This window comes from Actinotignum schaalii, assembly GCF_028864145.1.
In the GTDB taxonomy this organism is placed as follows: domain Bacteria; phylum Actinomycetota; class Actinomycetes; order Actinomycetales; family Actinomycetaceae; genus Actinotignum; species Actinotignum schaalii_B.
Window position 1 is genome coordinate 1 of record NZ_JARBHJ010000036.1, and the last position, 25,600, is coordinate 25,600.

21 protein-coding genes are annotated in these 25,600 nt (G+C 60.2%); 14 read left to right on the forward strand and 7 right to left on the reverse strand.

Annotated features, from left to right (window positions below; genetic code table 11):
- Positions 1 to 197: 197 nt before the first annotated feature.
- Entirely contained in the window at positions 198 to 1,643 is a 1,446-nt protein-coding gene (locus PWJ82_RS07940; RefSeq protein WP_274736135.1) for an MFS transporter, read from the forward strand.
- 154 nt (positions 1,644 to 1,797) lie between these two features.
- Here the strand turns inward: PWJ82_RS07940 and fucO are convergent, their stop codons facing one another.
- A complete protein-coding gene (gene fucO / locus PWJ82_RS07945; RefSeq protein WP_126135936.1) occupies positions 1,798 to 2,949 on the reverse strand; it encodes a lactaldehyde reductase in 1,152 nt (383 codons plus the stop codon).
- A gap of 422 nt (positions 2,950 to 3,371) precedes the next feature.
- On the opposite strand from fucO, the gene rhmD reads away from it, so the two are divergent.
- The 4 genes from rhmD (at position 3,372) to PWJ82_RS07965 (ending at position 7,632) form a co-directional block, all read left to right on the forward strand.
- Positions 3,372 to 4,580 carry an L-rhamnonate dehydratase gene (gene rhmD, locus PWJ82_RS07950; protein ID WP_274736137.1) on the forward strand — a complete coding sequence of 403 codons (1,209 nt, stop codon included), beginning with the start codon at positions 3,372 to 3,374 and terminating at the stop codon, positions 4,578 to 4,580.
- A gap of 53 nt (positions 4,581 to 4,633) precedes the next feature.
- A complete protein-coding gene (locus PWJ82_RS07955) occupies positions 4,634 to 6,034 on the forward strand; it encodes an MFS transporter (RefSeq protein WP_016442322.1) in 1,401 nt (466 codons plus the stop codon).
- Positions 6,015 to 6,779: an HpcH/HpaI aldolase family protein gene (locus PWJ82_RS07960; RefSeq protein ID WP_016442321.1), complete on the forward strand. Its 765-nt coding sequence runs from the start codon at positions 6,015 to 6,017 to the stop codon at positions 6,777 to 6,779. The genes PWJ82_RS07955 and PWJ82_RS07960 overlap by 20 nt, the downstream gene beginning before the upstream one ends.
- A gap of 88 nt (positions 6,780 to 6,867) precedes the next feature.
- On the forward strand, positions 6,868 to 7,632 hold the full coding sequence (locus PWJ82_RS07965; RefSeq protein WP_274736139.1) for an IclR family transcriptional regulator: 765 nt from the start codon (positions 6,868 to 6,870) through the stop codon (positions 7,630 to 7,632).
- Positions 7,633 to 7,727: 95 nt separating this feature from the next.
- On the opposite strand, the gene PWJ82_RS07970 is transcribed toward PWJ82_RS07965, so the two are convergent.
- Positions 7,728 to 8,579, reverse strand: a complete 852-nt coding sequence (locus tag PWJ82_RS07970) for an aldo/keto reductase (RefSeq protein ID WP_274736141.1) — start codon at positions 8,577 to 8,579, stop codon at positions 7,728 to 7,730.
- 415 nt (positions 8,580 to 8,994) lie between these two features.
- Between PWJ82_RS07970 and PWJ82_RS07975 the strand changes: the two genes are divergently transcribed.
- Positions 8,995 to 9,702, forward strand: a complete 708-nt coding sequence (locus PWJ82_RS07975) for a hypothetical protein (protein ID WP_274736142.1) — start codon at positions 8,995 to 8,997, stop codon at positions 9,700 to 9,702.
- Here the strand turns inward: PWJ82_RS07975 and PWJ82_RS07980 are convergent.
- The 4 genes from PWJ82_RS07980 to PWJ82_RS07995 all read right to left on the reverse strand — a co-directional run bounded on the left by PWJ82_RS07980 (position 9,617) and on the right by PWJ82_RS07995 (position 16,151).
- A complete protein-coding gene (locus PWJ82_RS07980; RefSeq protein WP_274736143.1) occupies positions 9,617 to 10,645 on the reverse strand; it encodes a hypothetical protein in 1,029 nt (342 codons plus the stop codon). The two genes, PWJ82_RS07975 and PWJ82_RS07980, sit on opposite strands and share 86 nt — an antisense overlap.
- A gap of 311 nt (positions 10,646 to 10,956) precedes the next feature.
- Positions 10,957 to 13,692 (reverse strand): pyruvate, phosphate dikinase, encoded by a 2,736-nt coding sequence (ppdK, locus tag PWJ82_RS07985; RefSeq protein WP_274733936.1) that lies wholly within the window; start codon positions 13,690 to 13,692, stop codon positions 10,957 to 10,959.
- A gap of 105 nt (positions 13,693 to 13,797) precedes the next feature.
- Entirely contained in the window at positions 13,798 to 15,426 is a 1,629-nt protein-coding gene (locus tag PWJ82_RS07990) for a formate--tetrahydrofolate ligase (protein ID WP_274736145.1), read from the reverse strand.
- 32 nt (positions 15,427 to 15,458) lie between these two features.
- Entirely contained in the window at positions 15,459 to 16,151 is a 693-nt protein-coding gene (locus tag PWJ82_RS07995; protein WP_274736147.1) for a sugar O-acetyltransferase, read from the reverse strand.
- A gap of 279 nt (positions 16,152 to 16,430) precedes the next feature.
- On the opposite strand from PWJ82_RS07995, the gene PWJ82_RS08000 reads away from it, so the two are divergent.
- The 8 genes from PWJ82_RS08000 to PWJ82_RS08035 all read left to right on the forward strand — a co-directional run bounded on the left by PWJ82_RS08000 (position 16,431) and on the right by PWJ82_RS08035 (position 23,804).
- The gene (locus tag PWJ82_RS08000; protein ID WP_274736148.1) at positions 16,431 to 16,895 is read left to right on the forward strand and encodes an NAD(P)-dependent oxidoreductase; all 465 of its coding nucleotides are present in this window, start codon (positions 16,431 to 16,433) and stop codon (positions 16,893 to 16,895) included.
- A 349-nt stretch (positions 16,896 to 17,244) separates the two neighbouring features.
- Positions 17,245 to 18,588, forward strand: a complete 1,344-nt coding sequence (locus tag PWJ82_RS08005) for an MFS transporter (protein WP_274736150.1) — start codon at positions 17,245 to 17,247, stop codon at positions 18,586 to 18,588.
- 2 nt (positions 18,589 to 18,590) lie between these two features.
- On the forward strand, positions 18,591 to 19,979 hold the full coding sequence (locus tag PWJ82_RS08010) for a four-carbon acid sugar kinase family protein (protein WP_274733942.1): 1,389 nt from the start codon (positions 18,591 to 18,593) through the stop codon (positions 19,977 to 19,979).
- The gene (gene pdxA, locus PWJ82_RS08015) at positions 19,976 to 21,070 is read left to right on the forward strand and encodes a 4-hydroxythreonine-4-phosphate dehydrogenase PdxA (RefSeq protein ID WP_274733944.1); all 1,095 of its coding nucleotides are present in this window, start codon (positions 19,976 to 19,978) and stop codon (positions 21,068 to 21,070) included. Before PWJ82_RS08010 ends, pdxA begins: the two co-directional genes overlap by 4 nt.
- Positions 21,071 to 21,369: 299 nt before the next feature.
- Positions 21,370 to 22,179 (forward strand): DeoR/GlpR family DNA-binding transcription regulator, encoded by an 810-nt coding sequence (locus tag PWJ82_RS08020; RefSeq protein ID WP_274733945.1) that lies wholly within the window; start codon positions 21,370 to 21,372, stop codon positions 22,177 to 22,179.
- Positions 22,180 to 22,193: 14 nt separating this feature from the next.
- Complete coding sequence (locus tag PWJ82_RS08025; protein ID WP_274736151.1) at positions 22,194 to 22,682, forward strand: flavodoxin; 489 nt, start codon at positions 22,194 to 22,196, stop codon at positions 22,680 to 22,682.
- A complete protein-coding gene (locus PWJ82_RS08030; protein WP_274736153.1) occupies positions 22,672 to 23,157 on the forward strand; it encodes a hypothetical protein in 486 nt (161 codons plus the stop codon). The genes PWJ82_RS08025 and PWJ82_RS08030 overlap by 11 nt, the downstream gene beginning before the upstream one ends.
- A gap of 440 nt (positions 23,158 to 23,597) precedes the next feature.
- A complete protein-coding gene (locus tag PWJ82_RS08035; RefSeq protein WP_274736154.1) occupies positions 23,598 to 23,804 on the forward strand; it encodes a hypothetical protein in 207 nt (68 codons plus the stop codon).
- A gap of 153 nt (positions 23,805 to 23,957) precedes the next feature.
- Here PWJ82_RS08035 and PWJ82_RS08040 read toward each other — a convergent pair whose 3' ends face one another.
- Positions 23,958 to 25,316, reverse strand: a complete 1,359-nt coding sequence (locus PWJ82_RS08040) for an MFS transporter (protein ID WP_274736156.1) — start codon at positions 25,314 to 25,316, stop codon at positions 23,958 to 23,960.
- Positions 25,317 to 25,600: the final 284 nt, after the last annotated feature.

The window sequence follows — 25,600 nt, forward strand, 5'->3', positions numbered from 1 at the left end:
GGGATCCTGTCACCGCTTACCGGTTTCCCGGGCCTCGGCGACGGATAACAAGCTTACAAGCCCACCACCCAAAACACAAACCACACCAACGAGACACCCACCACACCCCACTAACCCGACACCACCCAGCCACTCTTACGCGCCGCTTCACACCGGGCGAGCACGCAGGAAGCCACGGCGTCGTCGATAATAGAGAAGTGAGTGAACATAAAGAACCTGCCGTGACAAGCACGCACATACAAAACGACGCGAAGCTATGCTCCCACGATGCCAGGTTCCCACACAGTAGTACTGGACTTCCTCGCGGCGGACAGTTCGGGCTCCTTGTCACCCTGGTGATTACCGTGCTGTCCTACCAGCTCAACACCACGATGGTCACCCCAGCGCTCCCGGATATCGGGCGAAGTTTTGCGGTGAGCGAGGGAACGCTTGCTCTGGTTTCAAGCCTCTTCTTCCTCGCCGGGGCGGTCGCCGGGATTCTTCTTACCCGCTGGAGCGATTTCCTTGGCCGCGCCCGCATGCTACTCGCGGTTCTTGCGATCTTGCTGGTGGGAACACTGGTATGTGCACTCGCCCCGAACTTCCCTATTTTCGTGACCGGACGTGTCCTTCAAGGTGTTTCCGGTGCGGTCTTCCAACTCGCATATATGATCCTGAGCGAATCGGTCTCTCCCGCGATTCTAGGCACCATGCTCGGTATTATTAGCGCCGCTAACGGCGGCGTGGGCGGCCTAGACGGATGGTTTGGCGGGATCCTCACCGACCACTTCGGTTTCCAGGCTATTTTCTTCGTTATTGCGGGTCTCACCTCAGTGGCAATTTTCCTGACAGTTCGACTACTCACGACGCAGGAGCGGCCTGCCGCCAGCGGAAAAATGGATTGGTGGGGCGGCGGACTCCTCTCCCTCAGCCTTATTTTCCTCACCTACTACGTCAATGTTGGCGGCACCCGCGGGTGGTTCACCACGGCTACCCTCCCACTTTTCGGTGTGGCCGCGCTATTTTTCAGCGCTTTTTGCATGGTTGAGCGTCGGGTTCCCTCGCCGCTTTTCGCCCTGCGCCAGCTGGCATCACGCCACTGTTGGCCGCTTATTGCTACAACACTTCTATCTCTCGCATCAGTTTTCGCGGTCATTAATTTCACGGTCGCGCTTTTCGCCCAGAATCCCGACGCGGGCTACGGGCTAGAGGCTGGCCGCGCTGCACTCCTCTATCTCACACCGCCCGCGCTTATCGGACTGGCCGCTGCCCCACTTTCCGGGTGGCTGGCGGGAAAAATCGGCTGGCTCACCGTTCTGCGCACCGGACTCCTTATTTCGCTATGCACAATTGGCGGGATCTGGTTCTTCCTCGATCACCAATGGGTTGTTTTCACCCTCATTGCGATTCTTGGAATCACCTATAACGGCATGATCCTCACAACTGTCAACGGGCTCGGCGTCATCCTGGCCCCACCCGAAGCACCCGGCTCGCTCCCCGGTCTCAACGGCGCAGCTTTTGGCGTGGGCGCAAGCCTAGGTATTGGCCTGGTGGCGCCCCTCGTCGGAACGTGGGATGGCTACCGCGGGGCACTGGCTCTTTCCGCCGGCATCGCCGGGATCGCTCTACTGTGCGCGTGCGTCTTGAAGATGCGCACAGATTAATAACGACGACGCAGCTACCTGGCAGCTGTACACCCCGCGCGCCGCGGGCCCACTACAAAAGCGGCCGGCATCTGAACAATCAGGTGCCGGCCGCCAATTTCGTGCACTCATGCTCGGCTGCGGGTAATACGCCAGACAGCGAGCACCTCAGCTTTTAGAGGAGGGAGGCGTAGAGCGCGCGGATTTCTTCCTTGGTGGCCTTGCGGGGGTTGCCCGGGGTGCACACATCGTTGAAGGCATCCTCGGCCAGGGCATCGAGACCAGATTCATCCACGCCCACCGCGGAGATCGTGGTGGGGTTACCCAGGTCCTCGACCAGCTGCTTGACCGCGTCCACCGCGTAGGTGCGCGCTTCTTCTAGCGCGACGTCGTACGAATCCTTCATGCCGAAGGCATGCGCGATATCGCGGTACTTTTCACCGGTGTACTCCGCGTTGAACTTCATAACGGCCGGCAGCAGGATGCCGTTGGCCACGCCGTGCGGTGCGTCGTAACGCCCACCGAGCGGGTGCGCCATGCCATGCACGAGGCCCAGGCCCACGTTGGAATAGCCCATGCCCGCGATGTAGGAGGCGTAACCCATCTGCTCAACGGCGTCGGTATCGCCATCGGCAGCCTTGCGCAGGTTCTTCGCGATCATCTGGATAGCCTTGAGGTGGACCGCATCCGAAAGCTCCCAGGCGCCCGGGGTGATGTAGCCCTCGATGGCGTGGGTCAGAGCGTCGAGCCCGGTCGCTACCTTGAGGGAACGGGGCATGCCGTCCATGAGGTCCGGATCCACGATGGCGAGGACGGGAATATCGTGTTCGTCCACGCACACAAACTTGCGGTGCTTCTCCGTATCGGTAATCACGTAGTTAATGGTGGTTTCCGAAGCGGTACCGGCGGTGGTGGGAATGCCAATAATCGGCACGGAGGGGTTCTTGGTATCCGCCACGCCCTCGAGGGAGAGAACGTCAGCGAATTCGGGGTTCGCACCGATAATGCCGATGGCCTTCGCGGTGTCCTGCGGGGAACCGCCACCCAGGCCGATGAGCACATCTGCACCGGAATCCTTGAGCGCCTGCACGCCGGCCTTCACGTTTTCGACGGGCGGGTTCGGAACGACGTCGTCGAAAATCTCGTAAGCAAAATCGGCCTCATCCAAACGTTTCGTGACTAGGTCCACGGTCCCGGCCTGGCGCACACCCTTGTCGGTGATGATGAGGACTTTCTTGAAGCCGCGGCGATGCAGCTCGGGGACCAGCTGGTCGAGCGCACCGCGCCCGAAGTACGAGGTTTGGTTGAGGATCATGCGATTAACCATGACAACTCCTTATGTCGAATATTCGTAGCAACTGCGCCACTTTCCTGACATGGAACATTGTTCCATTTTTTTGACCCCCGCCTTATGACGTAAGGCCCGACATGGATTGATCGCCGGGGCCGCGGCGATATTTTCCCGCCCAATCCGCGAGCTGCCGGGCCGGGAAGGCTTTACTCTCCCCGGCTTTCATTTTAGACTGGCCGTGTCAGAATCCCAACTATTAACATTCCATCCCACTAAATGGGATTGAATGTGTTGCGGTGGAGATGCGCGCGGCACGTTATCGCGTACGTGAAACGGCCGCACGGTATCGCCTACGGAACGACTGCTTGCGGTCGCGCACGCGGAACGACGGCGCAGCTACCCCGCAACACCTCTCAACAATCACATAGCAATCGCACATAGACGCAAAGGAGCATCTCATGTCATTACCAACAATTAAGCACGTGCGCGCCTTCTTCATGGGCGGCGCCACCGCCAAGAACAAAGGCCAGGGCGGCGGTGACTATCACGACCAGGGCGGCGGGCACTGGATCGATGACCATATCGCTACCCCGATGTCCAAGTACAAGGAGTACGAACAATCACGCCAGTCCTTCGGCATTAATGTGCTCGGCACCCTCGTGGTGGAAGTGGAAGCCAGCGACGGCACCACCGGCTTCGCGATCTCCACGGCCGGCGAAATCGGCTGTTTCATCGTGGAAAACCACCTCAGCCGCTTCATCGAAGGCAAGCGGGTGGACGATATCAAGCTCATCCACGACCAGATGATCAACTCCACTCACTACTACTCCGGTGGTGGCGGCGTTGTTATGAACACCATTTCTTGCGTGGACCTGGCCCTCTGGGATCTATTCGGGAAGGTGCTCGGCCAGCCCGTCTACTCGCTACTCGGCGGCGCGGTTCGCGATGAAATCAAGTTCTACGCCACCGGCTCGCGCCCGGATCTGGCCAAGGAGATGGGCTTCATCGGCGGAAAGATGCCCACCCAGTGGGGCCCGCACGATGGTGACGCCGGCATTCGCCGCGAGGTGGAACACATCAAGGATATGCGCGAGAAGGTGGGCCCGGACTTCTGGCTCATGTGGGATTGCTGGATGAGCCAGGATGTCAATTACGCGGTCAAACTCGCCCACGCCTGCGCTCCCTATAACCTCAAGTGGATCGAGGAATCCTTCCCCGCCGCGCAGTATGACAATTACGCCGAACTCAAGCGCCAGGTCCCGGCCGGGGTGATGGTCTCCACCGGTGAGCACCACGGTAACCTCGCGGCCTTCCGTACGCTTTCCGAAACCGGCATTGACATTATGCAGCCGGACGTGGGCTGGTGCGGCGGCATCACCACCCTCCTTGAGATCGCGGCCATTGCCAAATCTCGCGGCCAGCTGGTGGTCCCGCACGGTTCCTCCGTGTACTCGCACCACGCGGTTATCACCTTCACGAATACGCCGTTCAGCGAATTCCTTATGACCAGCCCGAAGGCGGATACCATCCGCCCGCAATTCGATCCCATCCTTCTGGGTGAACCGGTCCCTGAAAACGGCCGTATTTCCAAGGAAACTCTGACGAAGCCCGGATTCGGCGTCGAACTCAATCGCGATATCGCGCTGGAACGCCCCTATACGCACTAGAGCGCTCGCGTTCCGGGTAGATACGCATCCACGCATACCAAAAAGGAGAAAATATGACAGCCTCTTCGCCATCTCCAGGATCGCCCGCGGCTAAGTCCGGCACTTCCGGCACCGCGGCCTCCGGCACACGCTCCGGGGCACCCGGCGCCTCCGCAGCCCGCGAAGCAACCCTGAATATCGCAGTTCGCAAGGCGCGCCGTCGCCTTGTCCCTTTCATGATGCTGCTGTACGTCCTCGCCTTCCTGGACCGTTCCAATATCGGATACGCCCAGCAGGAATACATGCTGGACACCGGCATCGGTGAAGCCACCTTCGCACTGGGCGCTGGGATCTTCTTCGTGCTCTACGCTTTCCTCGGCGCCCCCGCGAATCTCATGATGCGCAAAATCGGGGCGCAGAAATGGATCGGTTCCATCGCGGTGGCCTGGGGCCTGGTGTCCGCCTGCATGGCCTTCGCCGATACCCCGGCGAAATTCCTCACCATTCGCCTGCTTCTGGGCGTGGTGGAGGCCGGCTTCTTCCCCGGCATGATCTACCTCTCTTCTATCTTCTTCCCCGCCAAACCGCGCGCTTACGTGATGGGACTCTTCTATCTGGGAGCGCCCCTCGCGCTGGCGCTCGGATCGCCGCTATCCGGTGCGCTGTTGCAGATGCACGGCTTCCTCGGTTTCCCGGGGTGGTTCTGGATGTTCCTCATCGAGGGCCTGCTCGCCGCGGTTGTTGGGTGCCTCGCTTTCTTCTATTTCGACGACGGACCGCGCTCTGCCAAGTTCCTGACTCCGGAAGAGCGAATCGTCCTGGCCGAAGCGGTGGAAGGTGAAGATTCAGGTTCCGGGGTGAAGTCCACCCTCAAGGATGCCTTCACGAACGCTCGGGTATGGACGCTCGCCATGGCCTACTTCGCCATCCAGGTGGCGGTGTACGGCGTCGTCTTCTATATCCCCACGCAGGTGGCGCGCCTGCTGGGCGAATCGGTGGGCTTCAAGGTGTCCCTCGTCGTCGCCATTCCGTGGGTGGTTTCCCTTATCGGGACGTGGTGGTTCTCCAAGAATGCCACCACCCCGGATCGGCAGCGGATCTGGTCGGCCGGGCTGCTGCTGGCCGCTGGCTTGTCCCTCGGGCTTTCGGCACATGCCTCCCCGATTCTTGCCATTGCGGCACTGTGTATCGTCGCCACCGGCGTGATCGCCTGCCAGCCGCTCTTCTGGACGATGCCGACGAATCTGCTTGCCGGCGCCGCCCTGGCCGCGGGTATTGGTTTCATCAATACCTGGGGTGCTGTTGGTGGTTTTGTGGCACCGAATCTGAGAGTATGGTTCAACGAAATCTTTGATACCCACCAGTCGAGCGTGGCGGGACTCTGGGCGGTTGCAGCGGTGGCAATCCTCGGTTCCTTCATTATCGTCGCTCTCAAGAATCGAAAGGACGTTGGTATTGAAAGCGACGTTGCCTAAAAACCAGTTCAAAGCAGAGTTTGCGGCCTCCCCGCAGCGGGCGCGCCGTGGAATCTGGATGACCATGGCTTCGGCTACCTCGGCGGAAATTTGCGCCGGTTCGGGTGCTGATTGGCTGTTATTCGACGGCGAACACGCACCCTATACAGTGGCCTCCCTGCTGGATCAGCTCCGGGCTGCTTCCGGGTATCCCATGCCCCTAATTGTGCGTCCGGTGGAAACCACCCCGGCACATATTAAACAGGTGCTGGATCTGGGAGCGCAGAACCTGCTGCTACCTATGGTAGATACCCCGGAGCAGGCCCGCGCGGCCATGCGGGCGGTGCGTTACGCACCCCGCGGGATCCGCGGGGTAGGGGCATCGGTGGCGCGTGCCGGGAATTGGGGCCGTTACACCTCCTATATGGAGGAGGCCGAAGCGGAACTTTTCGTGCTGCTGCAAATCGAATCCCGGGAGGCGCTCTCCCACCTCGATGAGCTGCTTGAGGTGGAGGGACCGGACGGCTTTTTCATCGGGCCCGCCGACCTGGGCGCTTCACTGGGTAATCCCCCCGCGGAGGAATTGCACGCTATCGTGTGCGATGCGCTGGCAAAAATCCGAGCGGCCGGGCTGGTGGCCGGTTCCCTCGCCTTCGATGATGCGGTAGCCGAACAGTATATTGCCGCGGGCGCGAATTTCATCGCGACCACGGCGGATTCCACTCTGCTGGTGGAGGCACTCGCCGCGAAATTCCCGGAGCGGTAATTAGCCCGCGTACCCGCGTAGCTCATTACCTCTCCGCTCCTCTCCGGTACCAGGTTCCCAACTATTGGGAACCTGGTACCGTTTATATATGACATCCGACGATATCCCTGGCACGCAGACACTTCGCCACGGCCTCCTTGTTCTTCGTGCCGTCGCCACAGGGGCTCGGAATCTCACCGAGGTCACCGCGGCAACCGGCCTGAGCCGTTCGAAAGTGCATCGGCTTCTCCAGGCTCTGCGCCAGGAACGTTTCCTGCGCACCGATGAAACCGGAACTTATTTCCTGGGGGCTTCCCTTATTGAGCTGGGTTTTCAGGCCCTCGATGATATTTCTTTGGTCGGTATTGCCTCCCCGTTGCTCTCCCAGCTTTCCGAGGACACCCTCGACACCGTTCACCTGGGTACCGAGCTGGAAGGCGAGGCCCTCTACCTGCTCAAATTCCCCGGGCATCGCGGTATTGAGGTGCGTTCCCAAGTGGGCACTCGCCGCCCGATTACCCGCACCGGGCTGGGCCGGTCACTGATTCTTGATAGCCCCGAACGCTGGGAGAATCTCTATCTGGCCGATCGCGAGCGGATGCGGGATACTCCCCCGCCGGAAACCCTGGAGGAATTCACCGCCGCGATGGAAAAATACTCCCGCAATGGCTATTCGGAAGACTGGGAAATCAGCGAGCCGGGGATTCGTTGCGTTGCTGCACCTATCCGCAATGCCTCCGGGAATATTGCCGCGTCGATTAGCGTCTCCAGCGCGGTTATTTATATGGGGAAGGCGCGGATGCGGGAATTGGCGGCGGCGGTCACGGCAACCGCCGCGGAGATTTCCCGCCAGATCGGTTACGGCGCGGTATAACTGGGAATTACGGTGCGTGGCGTTTAAGTACGACGACGCCGCGTCCCCGCGGCGCGCGGGCGCGCCGCGGTGCCGTCGTACTATCTGGTGCGAAGCTATTCCACATCGAGGGGGACTCGGCGGCGCGGAGCCGGAAAGGCGCTGTCCAGGCGCGCCAGCTGCTCGGCGCTCAACTCGATCCGCGCGGCCTCCAAGTTTTCCCGCATGTGTGCGAGTTTACCGGTGCGCGGAATCGCGATGACCTCACCCTGCGCCAGCACCCAGGCGAGCAGCACCTGGAAGGGGCTTGTACCTAGTTCGCGGGCGACCTCGGTGACGGCAGGATTGGTGACCAAGCCATTGCGCAGGGTTCCGGCCTGGGCGAGTGGGCAGTAGGCGATGAGCGCCGCGCCGCGCCGTTCCATGAGGCCGCGCAATTCCACCTCAATCCCGCGCGAGCCGAGGTGGTAGAGCACTTCGTTAGCCTGGCAGTTTGTGCCGCCGGGCACCGCGGCCAGGTCTTGCATATCTTCGACGTCGAAATTGGAGACGCCCCAGCTGCGGATTTTCCCGCTGCCGCGCAGGCGCTCGAGTTCCGCCACGGTTTCCGCCAGCGGGGTGCCACCGCGCCAGTGGTAGAGGTACATATCCACGTAGTCGGTTCCGAGGCGCGCCAGGCTGGCATCCAGCGCGGCCTCCATGCGGTGGCGCGAGGCGTTGGAGGGCAGCACTTTGGTGATGAGGTAGAGCGATTCGCGCGAGAAGGGCGTGATTGCTTCGCCCACGAGTTCTTCGGAGCGCCCGCTGCCGTACATTTCCGCGGTGTCGATGAGCCGCGCACCGCCTTCGATTCCGCAGCGCAGCGCCGCGATTTCTTCCTGCCGGCTCGCCGGGTTATCGCCGAGGAACCAGGTGCCCAGCCCGAGGGCCGGAACAGTATCTCCATTGGCCAAAGTAATGTTTCGCATGGGGTTTCCTTTTCGTGTTTCGCTTGCTTCCCGCGAGAGCCTCATGAGCCTCACGAAGTTCAATAGTCACACCAGCCCCTGGGGAGGGGTATCTGTTTTTCAGAGCTGTACTTCATATGTCGTACATACGAAGTACATCCCGGAAAAACATACCCTCCTCGCCGGCGCGGCGGACGGCGCGGTAAGTCGCGGGAGGTGCGGGGCTCGGATCGGCGTTGCTAAGCCCGTGCTTGGGGTGCCGTTTACTCTTACGAACGCGCCTGGCGATGTTAGTGACCGACCAACTGTCTTGGTGGTGACCAACATGAAGCCATGACCATCACATTCACATCTATTACAGTCGCTGATTTTTCGCAACTACTTGACACCGACCGGCCACGTACACTTTGCACATGCGTCGAGTGAAGGGATAGCCATGGTTCGTGTATCGCCGGATCCGGATTGGACGCCGGTGCCTTTCCGCCAGTCATGGAGCGGACACCTCATCGTCGGCACCATGACTGCGATAGGCATCGTGATTACGCTGGCGCTGAGCCGGTTGTTTCTCCCTCATCAGGCGAATTTTTTCGCTCTGCTGCTCATCGTTGTGCTGAGCACCGTAGCTGTTGAATTCCTTTCAACGCACATCGACCGTTGGCATCAACGCCGCTGGCGCCATCCGAGCCCTGGCGGATGGCTTGCCCCGCTGAGCCGGATTGTATTTTTTGCGGGGGTCTATTTTCTTGTCACGCTCGCACTGACGTGGAACTCCCGGCAGGCACTCATCTGCGGTGGCGCGGCAACCACAGTCGCGATCATCGAAGTGATTGGGATACGGGAGTGGAAATCCGGCTTGACCGTAGCGGAGGAGAGAGAAGCCACTCGGGCAGCCAAGAAGGCGCTTGAGGAAATAGCGATAGAAGCGCGTATCGAGCGGCGGGAGCAAGCTCGCCGCAAGGAAGCGGAGCGCCGCAAGCGGCTCGGTTTGCCGGAGGATACCAGTCCGATTATCACGGTAAAGCGGGGTGGTTTCGAATTCAGGCCGCACCGCGTGAACTTTATTCCGCCGCGCGCCGAGCCCGACGCCGCGGAGCGGCCTGATAGTAGTCACTCTGATAAGTGCCCGCAGGAGGGGTGGGATTAGCGAAGCGATGCGCGGGGCCTTGTTCCGCTGTGTGGGCGGAGCTGGCCGCTGAGCTATGGGAGGCGCGGTGCGCAGGGTTCGGCACGGATGTGGCGGCCGCAGCGGAGGTATGCGCGGCGCGGCGGCCGCGGATTTCCTGCCAAATATTGCGGCTGCGTGCGGCGCTTTCGGTACCCGGCTGGGCAGCCCGGCTCCCGCGCCGCCGCGGGCGCTCGGCAGCAGCTGCCGGCGCTTCCGGTGTTTCTGCTGGCGACTCGGCTTCTGCGGCGGATTCCATCTCGACAGTTTCACTCGCTTCCGCTACCGACTCCGGCTGAGCTTCCGCCTCGGGATGATCACCCGCTTCAGCCGCCACATCCAAAACCGGCACCCCGGCGGCTGGCCCGAGCGCGGTGGCGCGCTGGAGGCGGACTTCATCCACAGAGAGCAAAATCCCAGCGGCCCGCTCCAGGATTGTTACCTGCCAAACTTGCACCCCCGCTCCGGCCAGGGCCCGCACGGCATCAGTAATATCCGGATCGATAGCACAAGCGAAAATGCTCAAGCGCGGGGCCGGTTCCGGGATGGGCGGATTGACGGCGGTGAACTCCTGCCAGGCGGAGGAAAAATCATGAGGCCCGCCCGGGAAAAGCCGGGTAATTTCCCGCCGGTCTAAAGTGGCGTGCTGGGCGGAACGGGCGAGGGCCGCGAGGAGCGCTGCGCCGTCAAGAACATCAATAATATCGACGCTAATAATGTTCCCGGTGGCATCCAAGGCGACCAAAGAAGCGGTGCCGCGCTCCCCTTCCGGGCGCGTCCACGCTACTTGGAAGGCCGGGAAATCGAGGAACTCCGCAATCTGGGCGCGCAGCGCTTCGGCAACGGAGGCGCGGGTTTCTTCCGGAAGATCAGCGGGAGGCGCCGCGCGATGAAATTGCCCGCCACGTAATGAGAAAACGCCCACGAGATACCATCTCCGATACTGCTTACCGCACCAACCTGCCTATCCAAGCCTATCCTAGGCGAGGTACCTGAGAATTGACTGCACCGCGCTTTATTGCACGACGGCGCCCGCGGCTCCGGATGCTTGCGTTGTCGTGCCCGAACGGCCCCGGTGGCCCGGTACCGCTAAGCCATCAGATGCTAAGCGGCCGGGCGGAAACCAGCTCCGTGAAGAGCTCGGTTCCCGCCCGGCCGCTGTGCAGTGCTAGCCGTGCTTAGCTAACGTTTGCGTGCCTGACTAACATCCACGCAACTACGCGCAATACGCAAGCGCTACGCCGTCGCCCCGGCTCCGGACTCATGCCCTTTGGCCATGACGGCCGCGCGCCCGGCTTCCAGGCGTGCCACCGGTACCCGGAACGGCGAGCAGGACACGTAATCCAAACCGACGGAATCGAAGAAGTGCACCGAAGCGGGATCCCCGCCGTGCTCACCGCAGATACCCACGGTGAGATTCGGATTACCCTTCCGCCCGCGCTCGGTACCCATGCGCACCAGCTCGCCCACACCTTCGCGGTCGATGGTCTCGAAAGGCGAGGTGTCGAAGATTCCTTCCGCCATATAGGTCGGGATGAATTCGTGTTCGACGTCGTCCCGCGAGAAGCCCCACGTGGTCTGGGTCAAATCATTGGTGCCGAAGGAGAAGAATTCGGAATCCTCGGCGATCTTCTCCGCGATAATGGCCGCGCGCGGCAGCTCGATCATATTGCCGATCGCGATATCGAGGTCGTAGCCAGATTCGCGTTCCGCCTCGGCAATGATCTTGCGGGCCCGGTCCGCCACCAGGCGGAATTCCTTCTCCGAGCCAATCAGCGGGATCATGATTTCCGGATGCGGATCCAACCCGCGCTTGCGGCAGGCCACCGCCGCCTCGGCCACCGCCCGCACCTGCAGATCCACGAAGCCGGGGATCTGGATGGACAGACGCACCCCGCGCAGGCCCAGCATGGGGTTGTCTTCGTGGCGTTCAGTTGCCGCCCGCAGTAGCGTGCGGGTGTGTTCGGGAACCTGCTGGCCGCGCGCCTCCATCGTGGCGACCTCAACCGCCAGCTTGGTCATATCCGGGAGGAATTCGTGCAGCGGCGGGTCAATGAGGCGCACCACCACCGGCAGTCCGTCCATCGCCTCGAAAATACCCTCGAAGTCCCCGCGTTGCAGCGGCATAAGCGCCCCGAGCGCGGCGGCCTGCAATTCCGGGGTAGCCGCGAGGATAACGTGCTCGATAAGCTCGCGCCGCTCACCCAGGAACATATGCTCGGTGCGGCATAGGCCCACGCCCTGCGCCCCGAATTCGCGAGCGCGCGCGGCGTCTTCCGGATTATCCGCATTGGCCCGCACGTGCATGCGCGCAGACTTATCCGCCTGGGTGAGGATGCGATCCACGGAACGCACCAATTCGCAGGTGTCCTTATCATCACCGGCGGCCTCCAGCGCGGCCTCCAGGCCCTGGGATACGTAGATCATGACCGGGGAATCTTCCACCGGGACAGCCCCGAAGAACACTTCCCCGGTGGTGCCGTCAATGGAAATAACATCCCCGGCGCGCAGTGTTTGCCCGGTGGACTTGATGAAGACCGTGCCGGCCTTTTCTTCCACGAGGAGATCCTCCGCGCCCACCACGCAGGTACGGCCCATCCCGCGGGCCACCACCGCAGCATGTGAGGTTTTCCCGCCGCGCGCGGTTAGCACGCCGGCGGCCACCACCATGCCGGGCAGGTCATCCGGGTTGGTTTCGCGGCGCACCAGGATCACCTTGGCACCTTCGGCGGCGCGCGCCTGGGCCTGCTCGTTACTAAAGACCACTTCACCCACGGCCGCGCCCGGGGAGGCCGCCATGGCCTTCGTGATGAGGGTGCGCTGGGCATCGCGCTGGAATTGCGGGAAGAGTAGCGAGGTGAGCTGTTCACCGGTCGTACGGGTGATCGCTTCTTCCGCGCTAATAAGGCCCTCATCTACCAGCTGGGTAGCCACTCGGAAGGCCGCGGCGGCGGTGCGCTTACCCACGCGGGTTTGTAGCATCCACAGTTTGCCTTCCTGGATGGTGAACTCAATATCGCACAGGTCCCGGTAGTGGTTTTCCAGGCGCTTCATGATGTCCATGAGCTCGGTGTAGGAAGCCGGATCCAGCTGCTCGAGGTCCTTGAGGGAAAGGGTGTTGCGGATGCCGGCCACCACGTCCTCCCCCTGGGCATTGACAAGGTAATCACCGTATACCCCGGAGTGTCCGGTGGAAGGATCGCGGGTGAACGCCACCCCGGTGCCGGATTTCTCCCCCATATTGCCGAACACCATCGTGCAAATATTGACGGCGGTGCCCAGGTCATCCGGGATATGTTCGCGCCGGCGGTAGATCCGAGCACGCTCGGTGTTCCAAGAACGGAATACCGCGGTGATCGCGAGGTTCATTTGCCGGCGCGGGTTCTGCGGGAAGGGATACCCGCTGGCGCGCCGCACGATTCCCTTGAATTGTTCGACCAGCTCTTGCAGGTCCGCCGTCGTCATATCAAGATCGCCACTGTAGCCTTTCGCCTTTTGCAGGGCGTGCAGGGCGTCGGAGAAAAGATCTCCATCAATATCGAGTACGGTGCGGGCGAACATTTGGATGAGGCGCCGGTAAGAATCCCAGGCGAAACGTTCGTTGCCGGATTGCGCCGCGAGGCCCTTGACGGACTGGTCATTGAGGCCAATATTGAGCACGGTTTCCATCATCCCCGGCATGGAGAACTTCGCGCCTGAACGCACCGAGAGCAGCAGCGGATCCTCCGGATCGCCAAGTTTCTTGCCCATCTGCTCTTCCACGGCTTCCAGGTGGCGCGTCACCTCCGCTTCGAGTTCCTCGGGTTCCTGCCCGTTACTCAGGTAGTAGCGGCAGGCTTCGGTGGTGATGGTGAAACCGGGTGGGACAGGCAAATCCATGTGGACCATCTCCGCCAGGTTGGCTCCCTTGCCGCCGAGAAGGTCCTTCATGTCCTTGTTGCCCTCGGTAAATGCGTATACGAACTTGGTCATATCGTCCTCCGTGAGGGTTCACACGCGCATAAGTGCGCGGAGCGGCCCCTTCGCCGCTCACGTGTCCAGGGTAACACTTCGGGGCGGCGTGATCGAGAGGAATTTTTAGTGAATGCCGCGCACGTTTCCGGCGGCGTCCACGTCAATGGCCAGCGCGGATGGTTCTTTGGGCAGGCCCGGCATGAGCATGACGCTCCCCGCCATGACCACAACGAAACGGCCCCCCGCGGAGAGATGTACATCGCGTACCGGCACGTCAAAATCGCTGGGAGCGCCCAGGCGTTTCGGGTCGGTGGTGAAGGAGGCCGGAGTTTTCGCGATGCAGACGGGATAGCTGCCGTAGCCGCGTTCTTCCAGCTCACGTAGCTGCTCACGCGCTTCTTGCGCGAAGGTGACGCTCGCTCCCCCGTAGACGCGCCGCACCACCGCCGTGATTTTCTCGCTGAGGCTCGCGCTATCCGAGTACGTGAAACGGGTGCGGGAGGGCGTTTCGAGCGCGGCCAGAACCGCTTCGGCCAGGGGCGCCGCGCCTTCCCCGCCGCGCGCGAAATGCTCAGAGACGGCCACCGGCACACCTAATTCTTCGAATTGCGTACGCGCTTTTTCGATATCTGCTTCGGTATCCGTATCAAAACGATTAAGGGCGACGACGACGGACTGCCCCCACACCGCCTGCAAATTATGAATATGCCGGGCGGCATTGGCGATACCCCCGTGGTAGCGCAGGGCGCGCAAGGTGACCACAAAAACGGCCGCGTCGGGGCGCAGTCCGGAGGTACGGCACATAATGTCAATAAATTTTTCGGCCCCCAGGTCAGCCCCGAAGCCGGCTTCCGTTACCGCGATCTCCCCCATCGCGAGCGCGGCGCGGGTGGCCATCACAGAATTGCAACCGTGCGCAATATTGGCGAAGGGCCCGCCGTGCACGAGCGCGGGGGTGCCTTCCCGGGTGGCAACAAGGTTCGGGCAGAACGCTTCGGTCAGGAGGGCAAGCATGGCGCCGGTGGCACCCAGATCCGCCGCGGTGACGGGTGCGCCAGCCCGGGTGCGGGCCACTTCCATGGCGTTGAGGCGCTCGCGCAGATCCGCAAAAGAGGACGCCAAGCAGAACGCTGCCATAACTTCACTGGCGGGAACAATATCGAAGCCGGTGGCGCGGGTGGCGTGCGCACCGGGATTGGAACGGGTGCCCGCGCCCGGGCCGGCGCTATCGAGGCGCCCGCTGGGGCTGAGGAGGATGGCCCGCAGGGCCCGGTCATTCATATCGATAACGCGGCGCACGCTGACCGTCGCCGGGTCAATATCGTGGGTGTCGAAATAGACCGCGTTATCCGCCATAGCGGCTAGGAGGTTATGGGCGGCAGCAATCGCAGCGAAATCCCCGTTGAAGTGCAGGTTAATGGAGGCGGCCGGAGTGAGGGTGGCTCGGCCCCCGCCGATCGCCCCGCCTTTGAGCCCGAAAACCGGGCCGAGCGAAGGTTCACGCAGCGCCAGCACCGCGCGTTTACCCAGGTAGCGCAGGCCATCCGCCAGGCCAATGGAGGTGGTGGTTTTCCCCTCCCCGGCAGGGGTGGGTGACATGGCAGTCACGAGCACGAGGCGGCCGGGCTGCGCACCGACCTTTTCAACCCAGCGGTAATCGATCTTTGCCCGGTCCCGACCGAAGGGGATAACGGCATCGGCGGGTACCCCGGCCGCCAGCGCCGTATCAACAAGGGGAAGATCAATAGACATACGCTGTAGTTTATACCGCTCTGCCCAATCCCCTAGGCAAGCGGACCCATCTCTTCTTCATAGGCGGCGCGGAGCGCTTGGCCGCGGGATTCGTCGTCGTCGTTAAAATATCGCAGCACGCGGGCCGGAACCCCAACCACAATGCAGTTGGCGGGGACATCACGCATAACGACGGCGCCGGCGCCCACAATCGAATTCTCACCGATGGTCACGCCCGGGCCGATGGTGGCGGAGGCACCGATCCACACGTTATCTCCAATGGTGATGGCGGTGCCGAATTCCAGGTCAGTTTCGGCACGAACGCGCGGAGGAACCGGGTGCCCGGCGGTGGTGATAGTGACGCGCGGGCCGATGAGGACACGGCGGCCCAGGGTAATGGGGGCGACGTCGAGGAGAATCGCACCGGAGTTGATAAAGACCTCCGGGCCGATGTGGACATTGGCGCCGTAATCGCAGTGGACGGGCGGAACCACGGTGGCGCTGGGGTCGAAAGAACCGAAGAAACGGGCGGCGATGGTGCGGATCGTTTCGTTATCGGAAGGGTTGGTGGCATTCAGCTCGTGCTGGACAGTGAGGCCCTCGCGGCGGACGTGGGCTATGTAAGGATCGTCGGCGATATACATTTTCCCGGCGACCATGCGCTCCCAGGTGGGCGAGGGCTGCGGCGCGGTGCGCTGGACGGGCGCGGGCGAGGATTCCGGAACGGGCTGATTCGATTCGGTCATAGGTTCATTCTGGCATATCTGGGCTACCATCTAAGGTGAACTCTTGTTCGCCCTTCGGAAGGGATGCGGTGGTGCGTTTCCCAGGTTTTCTACCCCGGCGGTGGCCGGCTGGACATCGTGGCCCAGCTGGCATGCTGCCATCTCGCAACACGGCGGGCTCCGAACCGCTTGGAGAAATACTCCGCCACGCGGCAAGGCGCCCCGTCACCGCAGCAGCCTTGATAAGACCTCACCAGCAGCGGGCCGCTCAGCCGGCCCCCACATCAGAAAGGATGAATCATGCGCATTGCAATTATTGGAGCTAATGGCGCGGCCGGAAAGCTCCTCACTCAGGAAGCAGTTTCGCGCGGGCACGAAGTTATTGCCGTGACGCGCTCGGAAAACGAAACGGAGGCCCCGGTCTCGCTACGCCGCGATGTTTTCGATATTGAACGCGGGGATATTGCCGGCTTCGATGCCATGGTAGATGCCCTCACGCCCAGCGCAGATGCCGGGGAGGACTTCCCCGAGCGCGCCGCACACCACCTCATTGAGTTGGTTTCCGGCCTGCCGACCCGGCTCATCGTGCTCGATAGCGGAGACGCGAAAGTCCCGGCGGCTTTGGCGGGTGCCCACATCGCCAAGTGGACGTACATTTCCCCGGAGATTACTTCCGCCGATCTGGCTGCGGGCGTGATTGACGAACTCGAGCGCGGCCCGCTGACCGCCCATATCCGCAAGCATCTCGTGGTGGGTGAGAAATAGAGCGTAGAGAAATCGGAGCGAGGAACGCACCGCAGAGAGCGCATCTCCGCAAACACGAATAAGGGCCGCGCCTGGGAATCCCGGGGGCGGCCCTCTTTTGCACGTTTCGAGCATTTTGTGCACATTCTATTGCGCGGTTCGCTCATCTCAGCTAGTCTATCCGTATATTTCGAACGAAATATATGTTCCGATAGGTGAGCGCGGAGGCGCGCCCTCCGAATATCTGTGAGTGCCACGCCCGCCCCGACCAGGGGCACGACACTCTCGGTAGCGTGTTCGGCAGGTCCGTACCACTCGCGATGCAAGGAAGCGATCGCGGCACCCCCGCGCGGTGTTCCAGGAGTTTTTCATGATTACGTCCCCGCAGATGGCCCAGCGGCCCACTCGATATCGCTGGGTAGTCATGGCGATTATTTTCGTCACTTACGTTATTTGTATGGCCGATCGTTCTAATATCGGCACCCTGCTGCCCTTCATCAAAGAAGACTTCCACATGACCAATTCCCAGCAGGGTCTCATCGCTTCTATGTTCTTCCTCGGTTACGCGATTTCACAGATCCCAGCCGGGCTCATCATGGGCAAATTCGGGACCCGTAATATGGTGACGTTCGCGGTGCTATGTTTCTCCCTCGTTACCTTCCTCATGGGCTTTACCACCACGGCCATCGGCCTGATCGTGCTGCGTCTGCTTCTGGGTCTGACCGAAGGCCCCACTCCGGTAGGAATGACCTCCACTATTAATAACTGGTTCCCGAAACGGGAGAAAGGCACTGCCACCGGTATCTATATCGCTTCCACCCAGTTGGCACCGATGCTGGTTCCGCCTATCGTGGTGGTCCTCGCCCACAATATGGGCTGGCAGCATGTGTTCTGGGTCTTCGCAATTCCGGGTGCGATTATGGCCATCGTTTGGCATATTTTTGTGCGTTCTTATCCCCGCCAGTCTTCCCACGTCAACAAGGCCGAGCTCGCCCACATTGCCTCCGAAGAAGTGATCACCCAGACCAACCGCAAGGAAGCATCGTGGATGCCCAAGGTCGATAAGCTGATCCGTTACCGGAAGGTCAAGCGCCTGGAGACCAACGGCGATGTTATGCGCTCCTGGGATATCTGGGGTGACACCCTCGCGTACTTCTTCATGAACAACGTGCTTTATGGCATGCTGACCTGGATTCCCACCTACCTGGTGGATGCGCGCGGTTATGATGTCTTCGCCATGGGCTGGGTAGCTGCCTGCCCGGCGCTGGGCGGTATTATTGGCGCCCTCACCGGAGGTTGGGTTTCTGACCGTATCTTCGCGGGCCGACGCAAGCCAACTATGCTGCTGACCGCTTTGTTCACAGCGATTATGTTCGCCGTGGTCCTCATGGTTCCCAATAACATGTACGTGGTGGCACTCGCACTGATCCTTACAGGTTTCTGTCTCAATCTGGGCTGGCCGATGTTCACCGCCTACGCGATGAACCATTCCACCGAAAAAACCTACCCCTTCGCAATTTCGATTATTAACTCCGGTGGCAACCTGGGCGGATTCTTTGCCCCGCTTATCGTGGGTATGCTGCTTGATGCTACCGGTAGCTATAACGTGGCCTTCTCTTACTTCGTCGTCGTTCTGCTGCTCGCCTTCGTTATTCTGCTGACGCTGCGTGAGCCGAAGCCGCAGGCGGCGAGTGTTGGAAAGGAAGAAGCTTAATTATGAGTGCCGAAAGGAAAATTCTCTCCGGCGTGGTAGCCGACGACCTCACGGGCGCTACCACCACGGGAGCACTACTGGCGGCACGCGGGGTCAAGAATATTGTCAGCCTCAGCGACACGTCGAACTTAAGTTACGACGACGTTGACGCATTGCTTGTTTCCACCGATTCCCGCAGGCTCCCACCTGAGGAAGCTGCCTCCCGGGTACGTAATGCAACCCGCGATCTGGTGGCACGCGGGGCAACGATATTCTCTAAGCGCACTGATACTACGATGCGTGGCGGTATCGGTTACGAAATTGACGCCATGCGTGATGTGCTGGGCGAGGATTACATGGCTATTATCGTGCCGGCCATGCCCCCCTCGAAGCGCATTGTGGTGGCCGGATATTCACTTATCGATTCGCTGCTTCTAGCTCGCACCGGCGTGGCCAACGATATTCTCAGCCCGGTCAAGGAGTCGTACCTTCCCAAGTTATTGGCCGGGCAACTACGTGATGCCGTCGACCTTATCTGCATGAATACCGTGGTGGAAGGGCGCGACGCTATCCGCGCCGCCATGCAAAAATCCTATGATCGTGGCGTACGTAATATCCTCTGCGATTCAGTATCGAGCGAAGATGTTGCTGATATTGCCGCGGTGGTCAGCCAGCTCGGCTGGAAGGTGCTCTGCGTGGATCCGGGGTTATTTACCACGGAATACGCTGTGGCCCAAGGGATCCGGACCGAAGAGAAAAGCCCCAAAGCGCCACTACGCACCAAGTCTCAGGAAAATGATCACGGCACGGTGGTGATCGTGGCGGGATCCGCAACCGCGACTACTCGCCAGCAGCTGGAATACATGCAGGAGGTGCCCGGCACGCATACCATCACTCTCCCTCATGACCCTTTTATTGGAGGTGGGCACGAATACTCCCAGGCGCGGGCAGAGGCTGTGGCACAGGCACGAAGGATTCTCGACGACGCCACAGCAGGCAATGGGGAACCCGGACAGGTGCGGGTTATCATTATTACCCTCGATACCACGCTGAGCGGTACCGTCGTCGATATCAACCGGATTGAAGTGGCGAAGAACTTGCCAGCCGGCCAAGGCTCGCGCAATCTGGCGCAACACCTGGGCGAAGTTGCCCGCGATGTCATGGACATGCTCGGTAATCAGCTAGCAGGCATGTATGCCACAGGAGGCGACACGCTTGTCAATACCTGCCACGCTATCGAAGCAAGCGGTATCGCACTGGAAGATTATGTGATTCCGCAATCAGATCAGGGCAGAATTGTGGGAGGTCCCTTCAATGGCCTTCCCCTGGTGGGTAAAGGCGGACTCACCGGAACTGAACACACCGCACTTCGTATCGTCAACCGACTCTTTGATGAAAGGACCGTTTCATGACATCCGCAGCACACACCGTTGAGCCCAGCGAGCACGCGCGCGCTCTGGCCGACCAGGCCCGCAAGGATCGCCGGCCCGTTACCGCAATTACCCTAGGGGATCCGGCCGGCGTTGGCCCGGAAATTGTGGTGGGAACCGTCTGCGATCCCAGCGTATACGAATGCGCTCGTCCCTTCGTGATTGGTAATCGCAAGGCTTTGGAACGCGCCGCGAAGATGGCCGGTAAGAAACTGGTGATCAACGAGATCTCTGAGCCGGAAGAAGCGAAGTTTGAGTTCGGTATCGTGGACCTCCTCGATACCGGAGTGCATTCTGATGCCGATATCAAGTTCGGAAAGATTCAACGCGAAGCCCAGCTACAGGCTTATTCCTATTTGGAAAAGGCGATTGAGCTGGGGAACCAGGGGAGACTGCACGCGGTGTCTACCGCCCCGACCCATAAGGAAGGGATGATGGAAGCCGGGGTGCGATACCCGGGGCAGACTGAGATTTTCCAGAATCTCACCCACTCCAAGTACGCGCTCACGATGTTCCACGTGCATAAGCTGCGGGTGTTTTTCCTATCGCGGCACGTGTCTCTACGTGATGCGGTGAATTTCGTAACCAAAGAGCACGTGCTTGATTTCCTGCGGAATATCCACGAGGAATTCGAGCGCATCGGTTTCGATAATCCTTCCATCGCGGTGGCGGGGCTCAACCCGCATAACGGCGACAATGGGATGTTTGGCCGTGAGGAAATTGAGGAGTTAGAGCCGGCAGTGGCTGCCGCCCGCGCCGAGGGCATTCGTGCCCGCGGCCCTTTCCCTGGCGACTCGATTTTCGCTTTCTCGCTGGACGGGCGCCACGACGCCATCCTTTCTCTCTACCACGATCAGGGCCATATTGCCTGCAAGACCCTCGACTTCGAGAAAGCCATCACCCTGACCCTCGGGCTGCCGTTTATGCGTTCCTCCGTGGATCACGGCACAGCTTACGATATCGCCGGCAAGGGCATCGCCAACACCGGTTCTATGGTGGAAGCTACCCGGGTATGCGCGGAATTTGCGTTGCGTAAACTCGACGGCGAAGCGCGCCGGGCCGCGCGGGCCTAAAACGGTGCGTGCTGATTCCACTACGTGGCTAGTACCGGTCGCGCGGTGAATGATAGCCACGCACAATTCGAGAGGACCGCGTTTCCACTCAGGTGGGACGCGGCCCTCTCTGGTCCGTATGGGCGCGACGCCGCATTTGCGTGAGCAGACCCGCGAATATTCCGGGCCATGCGTCCTTAACGTCAGTGTCACCGCGGGCTAAGATGAGCGATATCACTCAGATTTATAGGACACAGAAATCCGCTAAACCCAACATAATCTGAGAGTCATGCAGCTAGCCACGAGGTGAGAGAACACCGATGACCGCAACGGAAGAACCGCGCGCCCGCCGCGCACAGAACCGCAAAGTAGTCAAGCGCCGCGCCCGGATTTTAGAACTGCTAGCCGGGGGAGATGCACCGCTGCGCAATGAAGAACTCGCCCGGCATTTCGGTGTTTCCCTCGCGACCATCCGTCGGGATTTGAGTGAACTAGAAACCAGTGGGGAGCTATCCCGTACTTACGGCGGTGCGGTCTCTGCTCACCCGGAATTTCTTCACCTGGGCGGGATTACCCCCACGAATTTGGCCCGTAAAAAAGCAATTGCGAAGCGGGCCGCGGCTCTTATCGCTGATGATTCCCTCGTGATCCTAGATGCGGGAACCACCGCCGAGCAGCTTTCCTTTGCCCTCGATAACACGCGCCGCATCACCGTGATTACCAACGGGATTCGCCCGATTAACGCCCTGGCACTCCAGGATAAAGTGACGGTAGTGGTGCTCGGTGGAACCCTCGATATTGCACACGACTCAATTACCGGCGTCGATGCAGAAAAAATGCTCGAATCTATGCACGGCAATTATGCCTTTATGGGCGCGGTACAGATCTCCCCGGAACGCGGCATCGGCTCTCTCAGCTACGAGCAGGCGCGGCTCAAAACCCAGATGATGGCACATGCTTCCCAGGTCTACGTAATGGCAGACGCGGCGAAACTGCATAATCGCCCTTATCCATACTGGTCACCTTTTCCTAAACGCTGGACGCTAATTACTGATACCGACGCAGATGCCGAGATGCTGCGCCGCTTGCAGCGCTCGGGTGCTGAGGAAATTCTGCTCGCCAAGGTGTAGATTTTAAATGGCTCATGTCACAACGGCGAATGGCAGGAGGAACGATGATCATTTATTTTTCCGAGACTGGTACTACTGAAAAAGCAGCAGAACGCTTGCAGGGTATCGTCGGCGGCGAAGCGGTACGGATAGCCGCTGCGCAGCCCTACACGAATGAGGATTTGGATTGGCGGGTCGAGGACAGCCGGGCAAATCTGGAACAGCACGGTAAAATCGCAGCTCCCGGCCTTGCGGAACCTGTCGAGCTGGGAGGTGCCACGGAAGTATTCCTCGGTTTTCCGATCTGGTGGGGTATCCCGCCGAAAGTCGTGGATAGCTTCGTGAGCTCGCATGAGCTAGGAAACGCACGGGTACACCCCTTCTGCACCTCCGGAAGCTCACCGATGGACGAAGCCGAGGACTATCTACGCTCCGCTTTCCCGCAGATCGCGTGGACGAACGGACTGCGTTTCCACGACGGCCTCAGCGACGAAGAAATCCGCGCCTGGGCCGATGCGCGCTAGAGTCCCGAGCGCAGTTATTGCACTGAGCGGTACGCTCGGCACTCTTGCCGCCTGTTCGCTGGGTCAACCTTCCCCGGATGAACTGGCGGCATGCACCGGAACCGTTACACTCTCCCAGCTCAACCTCCCCGGGCCCTACGGGGTTTCCTGGACGGTTGAGTTTGCGGAGGGCGACACCGCCACCTTGACGTATAACGTTCCTGGAGGTGGCACGGGCCTGACCGAGGTGTATCGGGAATCTTTCCCGGTCGATGCGCAACCGCGGCGAGAGATGTGCATGCGGGCTGCGATGACGAAAGAAGCAGAACCCCTGCCGGGCGGGGCGACCGTCAGCTGGGATCTGGGGCCGGCTGGCTCCGGGCACACCAACGATGAGGAAGCAACTGTGTTCATGGAGCCGGTCATGCTCATGGTCACCCAAGAACGCCTGTGGGCCGCGAATGAGGCATATGAGCAGTACGCCGAGAACCGCTAGAGGAACCGCTTCATCATTCTCTTCACGAGAGAATCTTCAATCAGCTAGGCTCCACATTGGATAGCGGTGATTTACCTAGAGTGCGCCAACTTCTCGCACGCCCATGCCACCCCAGCTTCTCAAGATAGAGAAAAGAGAATCCTATGGTTAGCTTCTCCACTTTCACACGCAGCGGTGCCGCACTCGTGAGTATCGGCATTGCCCCGGCATTGAGTTCCTGCTCCTCGCAAGGGCAAGCCTTGCCAGAACAGATAGCAAAATGTACCGGCACTGTCACGGTGTCTCAGCTTGGGGTACCTGACCCCGAAGGGTTTTCGTAGACGGTTATCTTCGAGAAAGATGACACTGCAATACTCAGCTTCTCCGCCGGAGGGAAAGATACCCGACTGACCGAGGTATACGAAGATTCGTTCACTGTTGACACCAAACTTCGCAAGAAGATGTGTAAGGTAGTTGCAGCTCAACCGACCGCGGAAGCCGAAGAATCCGAAGATTCCACAGTGGAATGTGATTTATCGCCAGCCGGCTCAGGTAAAACGAGAGACAGCAAAGCCGACTTCCTCATGGGCCCGGTTCTCAAGATGATTCCCGAAAGCGCGCTCCTGGCCGGGTATGCGGCACACGAAGAATACGCCAAGAACCGCTAGGTGTGCGGGACGGCAGGCGCGGCATCGTCGTTCTTAATGTGGCGCGGCACGGAAACCTTATGCTGCCACAATGCGGATCATAAACGAGAAGAAGGCACCGCCGTCCCGGTTTCACCCAGCGCGGCGGTGCCTGTTCCGTAACATCGCGTTAATTTATGCTCCCGCTACTTCCTGTTCAAGGTCGTCGGTAATAACCTTGCCCATGGTTTCTGGCGTGGATAGGCACGCCAGAATGCCAAGGCCCATCATAATGGTGGTGAAGGTTAGTACCGGCCACCAACCGAAGCTACCCGGCCGCACGATAATGGCCGCGATCATCGGGGTGAAGCCCACGATGATATTGCCCAGCTGCGTGGAGACGGCATAGCCTGTCATTCGCAGGCGAGTCGGGAACATCTCGCTATACATCGGCGCCTGAACAACGTTTCCGCCGGTGGATACCAGCCCGATAATGAAGAGCAAAATAACCAGCAGCGGCACGCTCTTGATCTGAATTGCCCAGAAGATAACCGGGAACAGTGCCACGAGGCTGAACATCGAAATAAGGTACACCGGCCGGCGGCCGATCTTATCCGAGAGCGCTGCCCACAGTGGCTGAACCGGAACACCAATAACCATCGACACGGTGGCCAGAGTCAGCAAGGTCGAGCGCTCCCAACCCCAGTAAGTGGTGCCGTAGTTGAGCATGTAATTCGTGAGCAAAACGCCGGTGATTGCGAACTGGCCCATCGCCATAACGCGAATGACTTGCCGCCAGTGATTCTTGAAGAGGTCGCCGAGGCTCCCCTTATTTTTTCCGGAAGTCTTTTCCACCGAGTGCTGCGTGGTTTTACCCTGTTGGCGGGCGAGTGCCTCGTAAACATCGCGCGGTTCATCTGCCTTCGTCCGCACCCACAACGCGTAGAGCATCAGCGGAATAGCAATGAAGTAAGGGATCCGCCACCCCCAATCGAGAAGGAAGGACTCATTCCCTGACACGGGAATAAAAGCGGCAATACCAAGAAGCTGGCCGATAAGAAGTCCGTGCATGGTGAAAGCAACGAGACGGCCACGTTTCTCTGGCGGTGCCAGCTCGGACGTCATCGCTGTCGATCCGGCTTGCTCGCCACCCGCGGAGAATCCCTGAATAAGCCGCATAGCAATCAAAATAATGCCCGCAGTAGGGCCAATCGAGTCATAGGACGGCAAGAATCCAATAACGAGAGTTGCAAATCCCATTAACCCGAGAGTGAGGAGGAGCGTCTTCTTTCTCCCCCAGGTATCACCGAGGTGACCGAGCACGATAGCTCCGAGAGGCCGAGCGAGATACGCAACACCGAACGAGGCAAGCGAAGCGACATTCGCTAAGGTCGGATTATCCCCACCACCGAAGAAAACGGTAGGGAAGATAACCGCGGATGCGGTTCCGTACAGGCCAAAGTCATAGTATTCGGCAAGAGCGCCCCAAAAACCAGATTTTGCGGCTTTCTTGGCTGATTTTTCTACGTTCACTTTCTCGCCCGAGACCTTCATAGCTACATTCGATGCAAGACCACTCTCTGGCGACGATGCCGGCGTAGCACCTGGTGTCGTGTGTGGGTCCGTCATTGGTTATCCTTTCGCGCAACGGAGCTGCATTGCATCCGTTTTATGCGGTAAATCGTGGACGTTCCCTTACGTCCATCAGCTAGCGTACTAAGAGCATGGGGGCTTGTCAAGTTTTTTGTGTAAATGGTTTTATTTAGTTGGTTGGGAATCGGTCCGGGTAGTGAAGGGATAACTCGCCCAGTACTTTCTGCCAGCCCTGCACGCCTTGT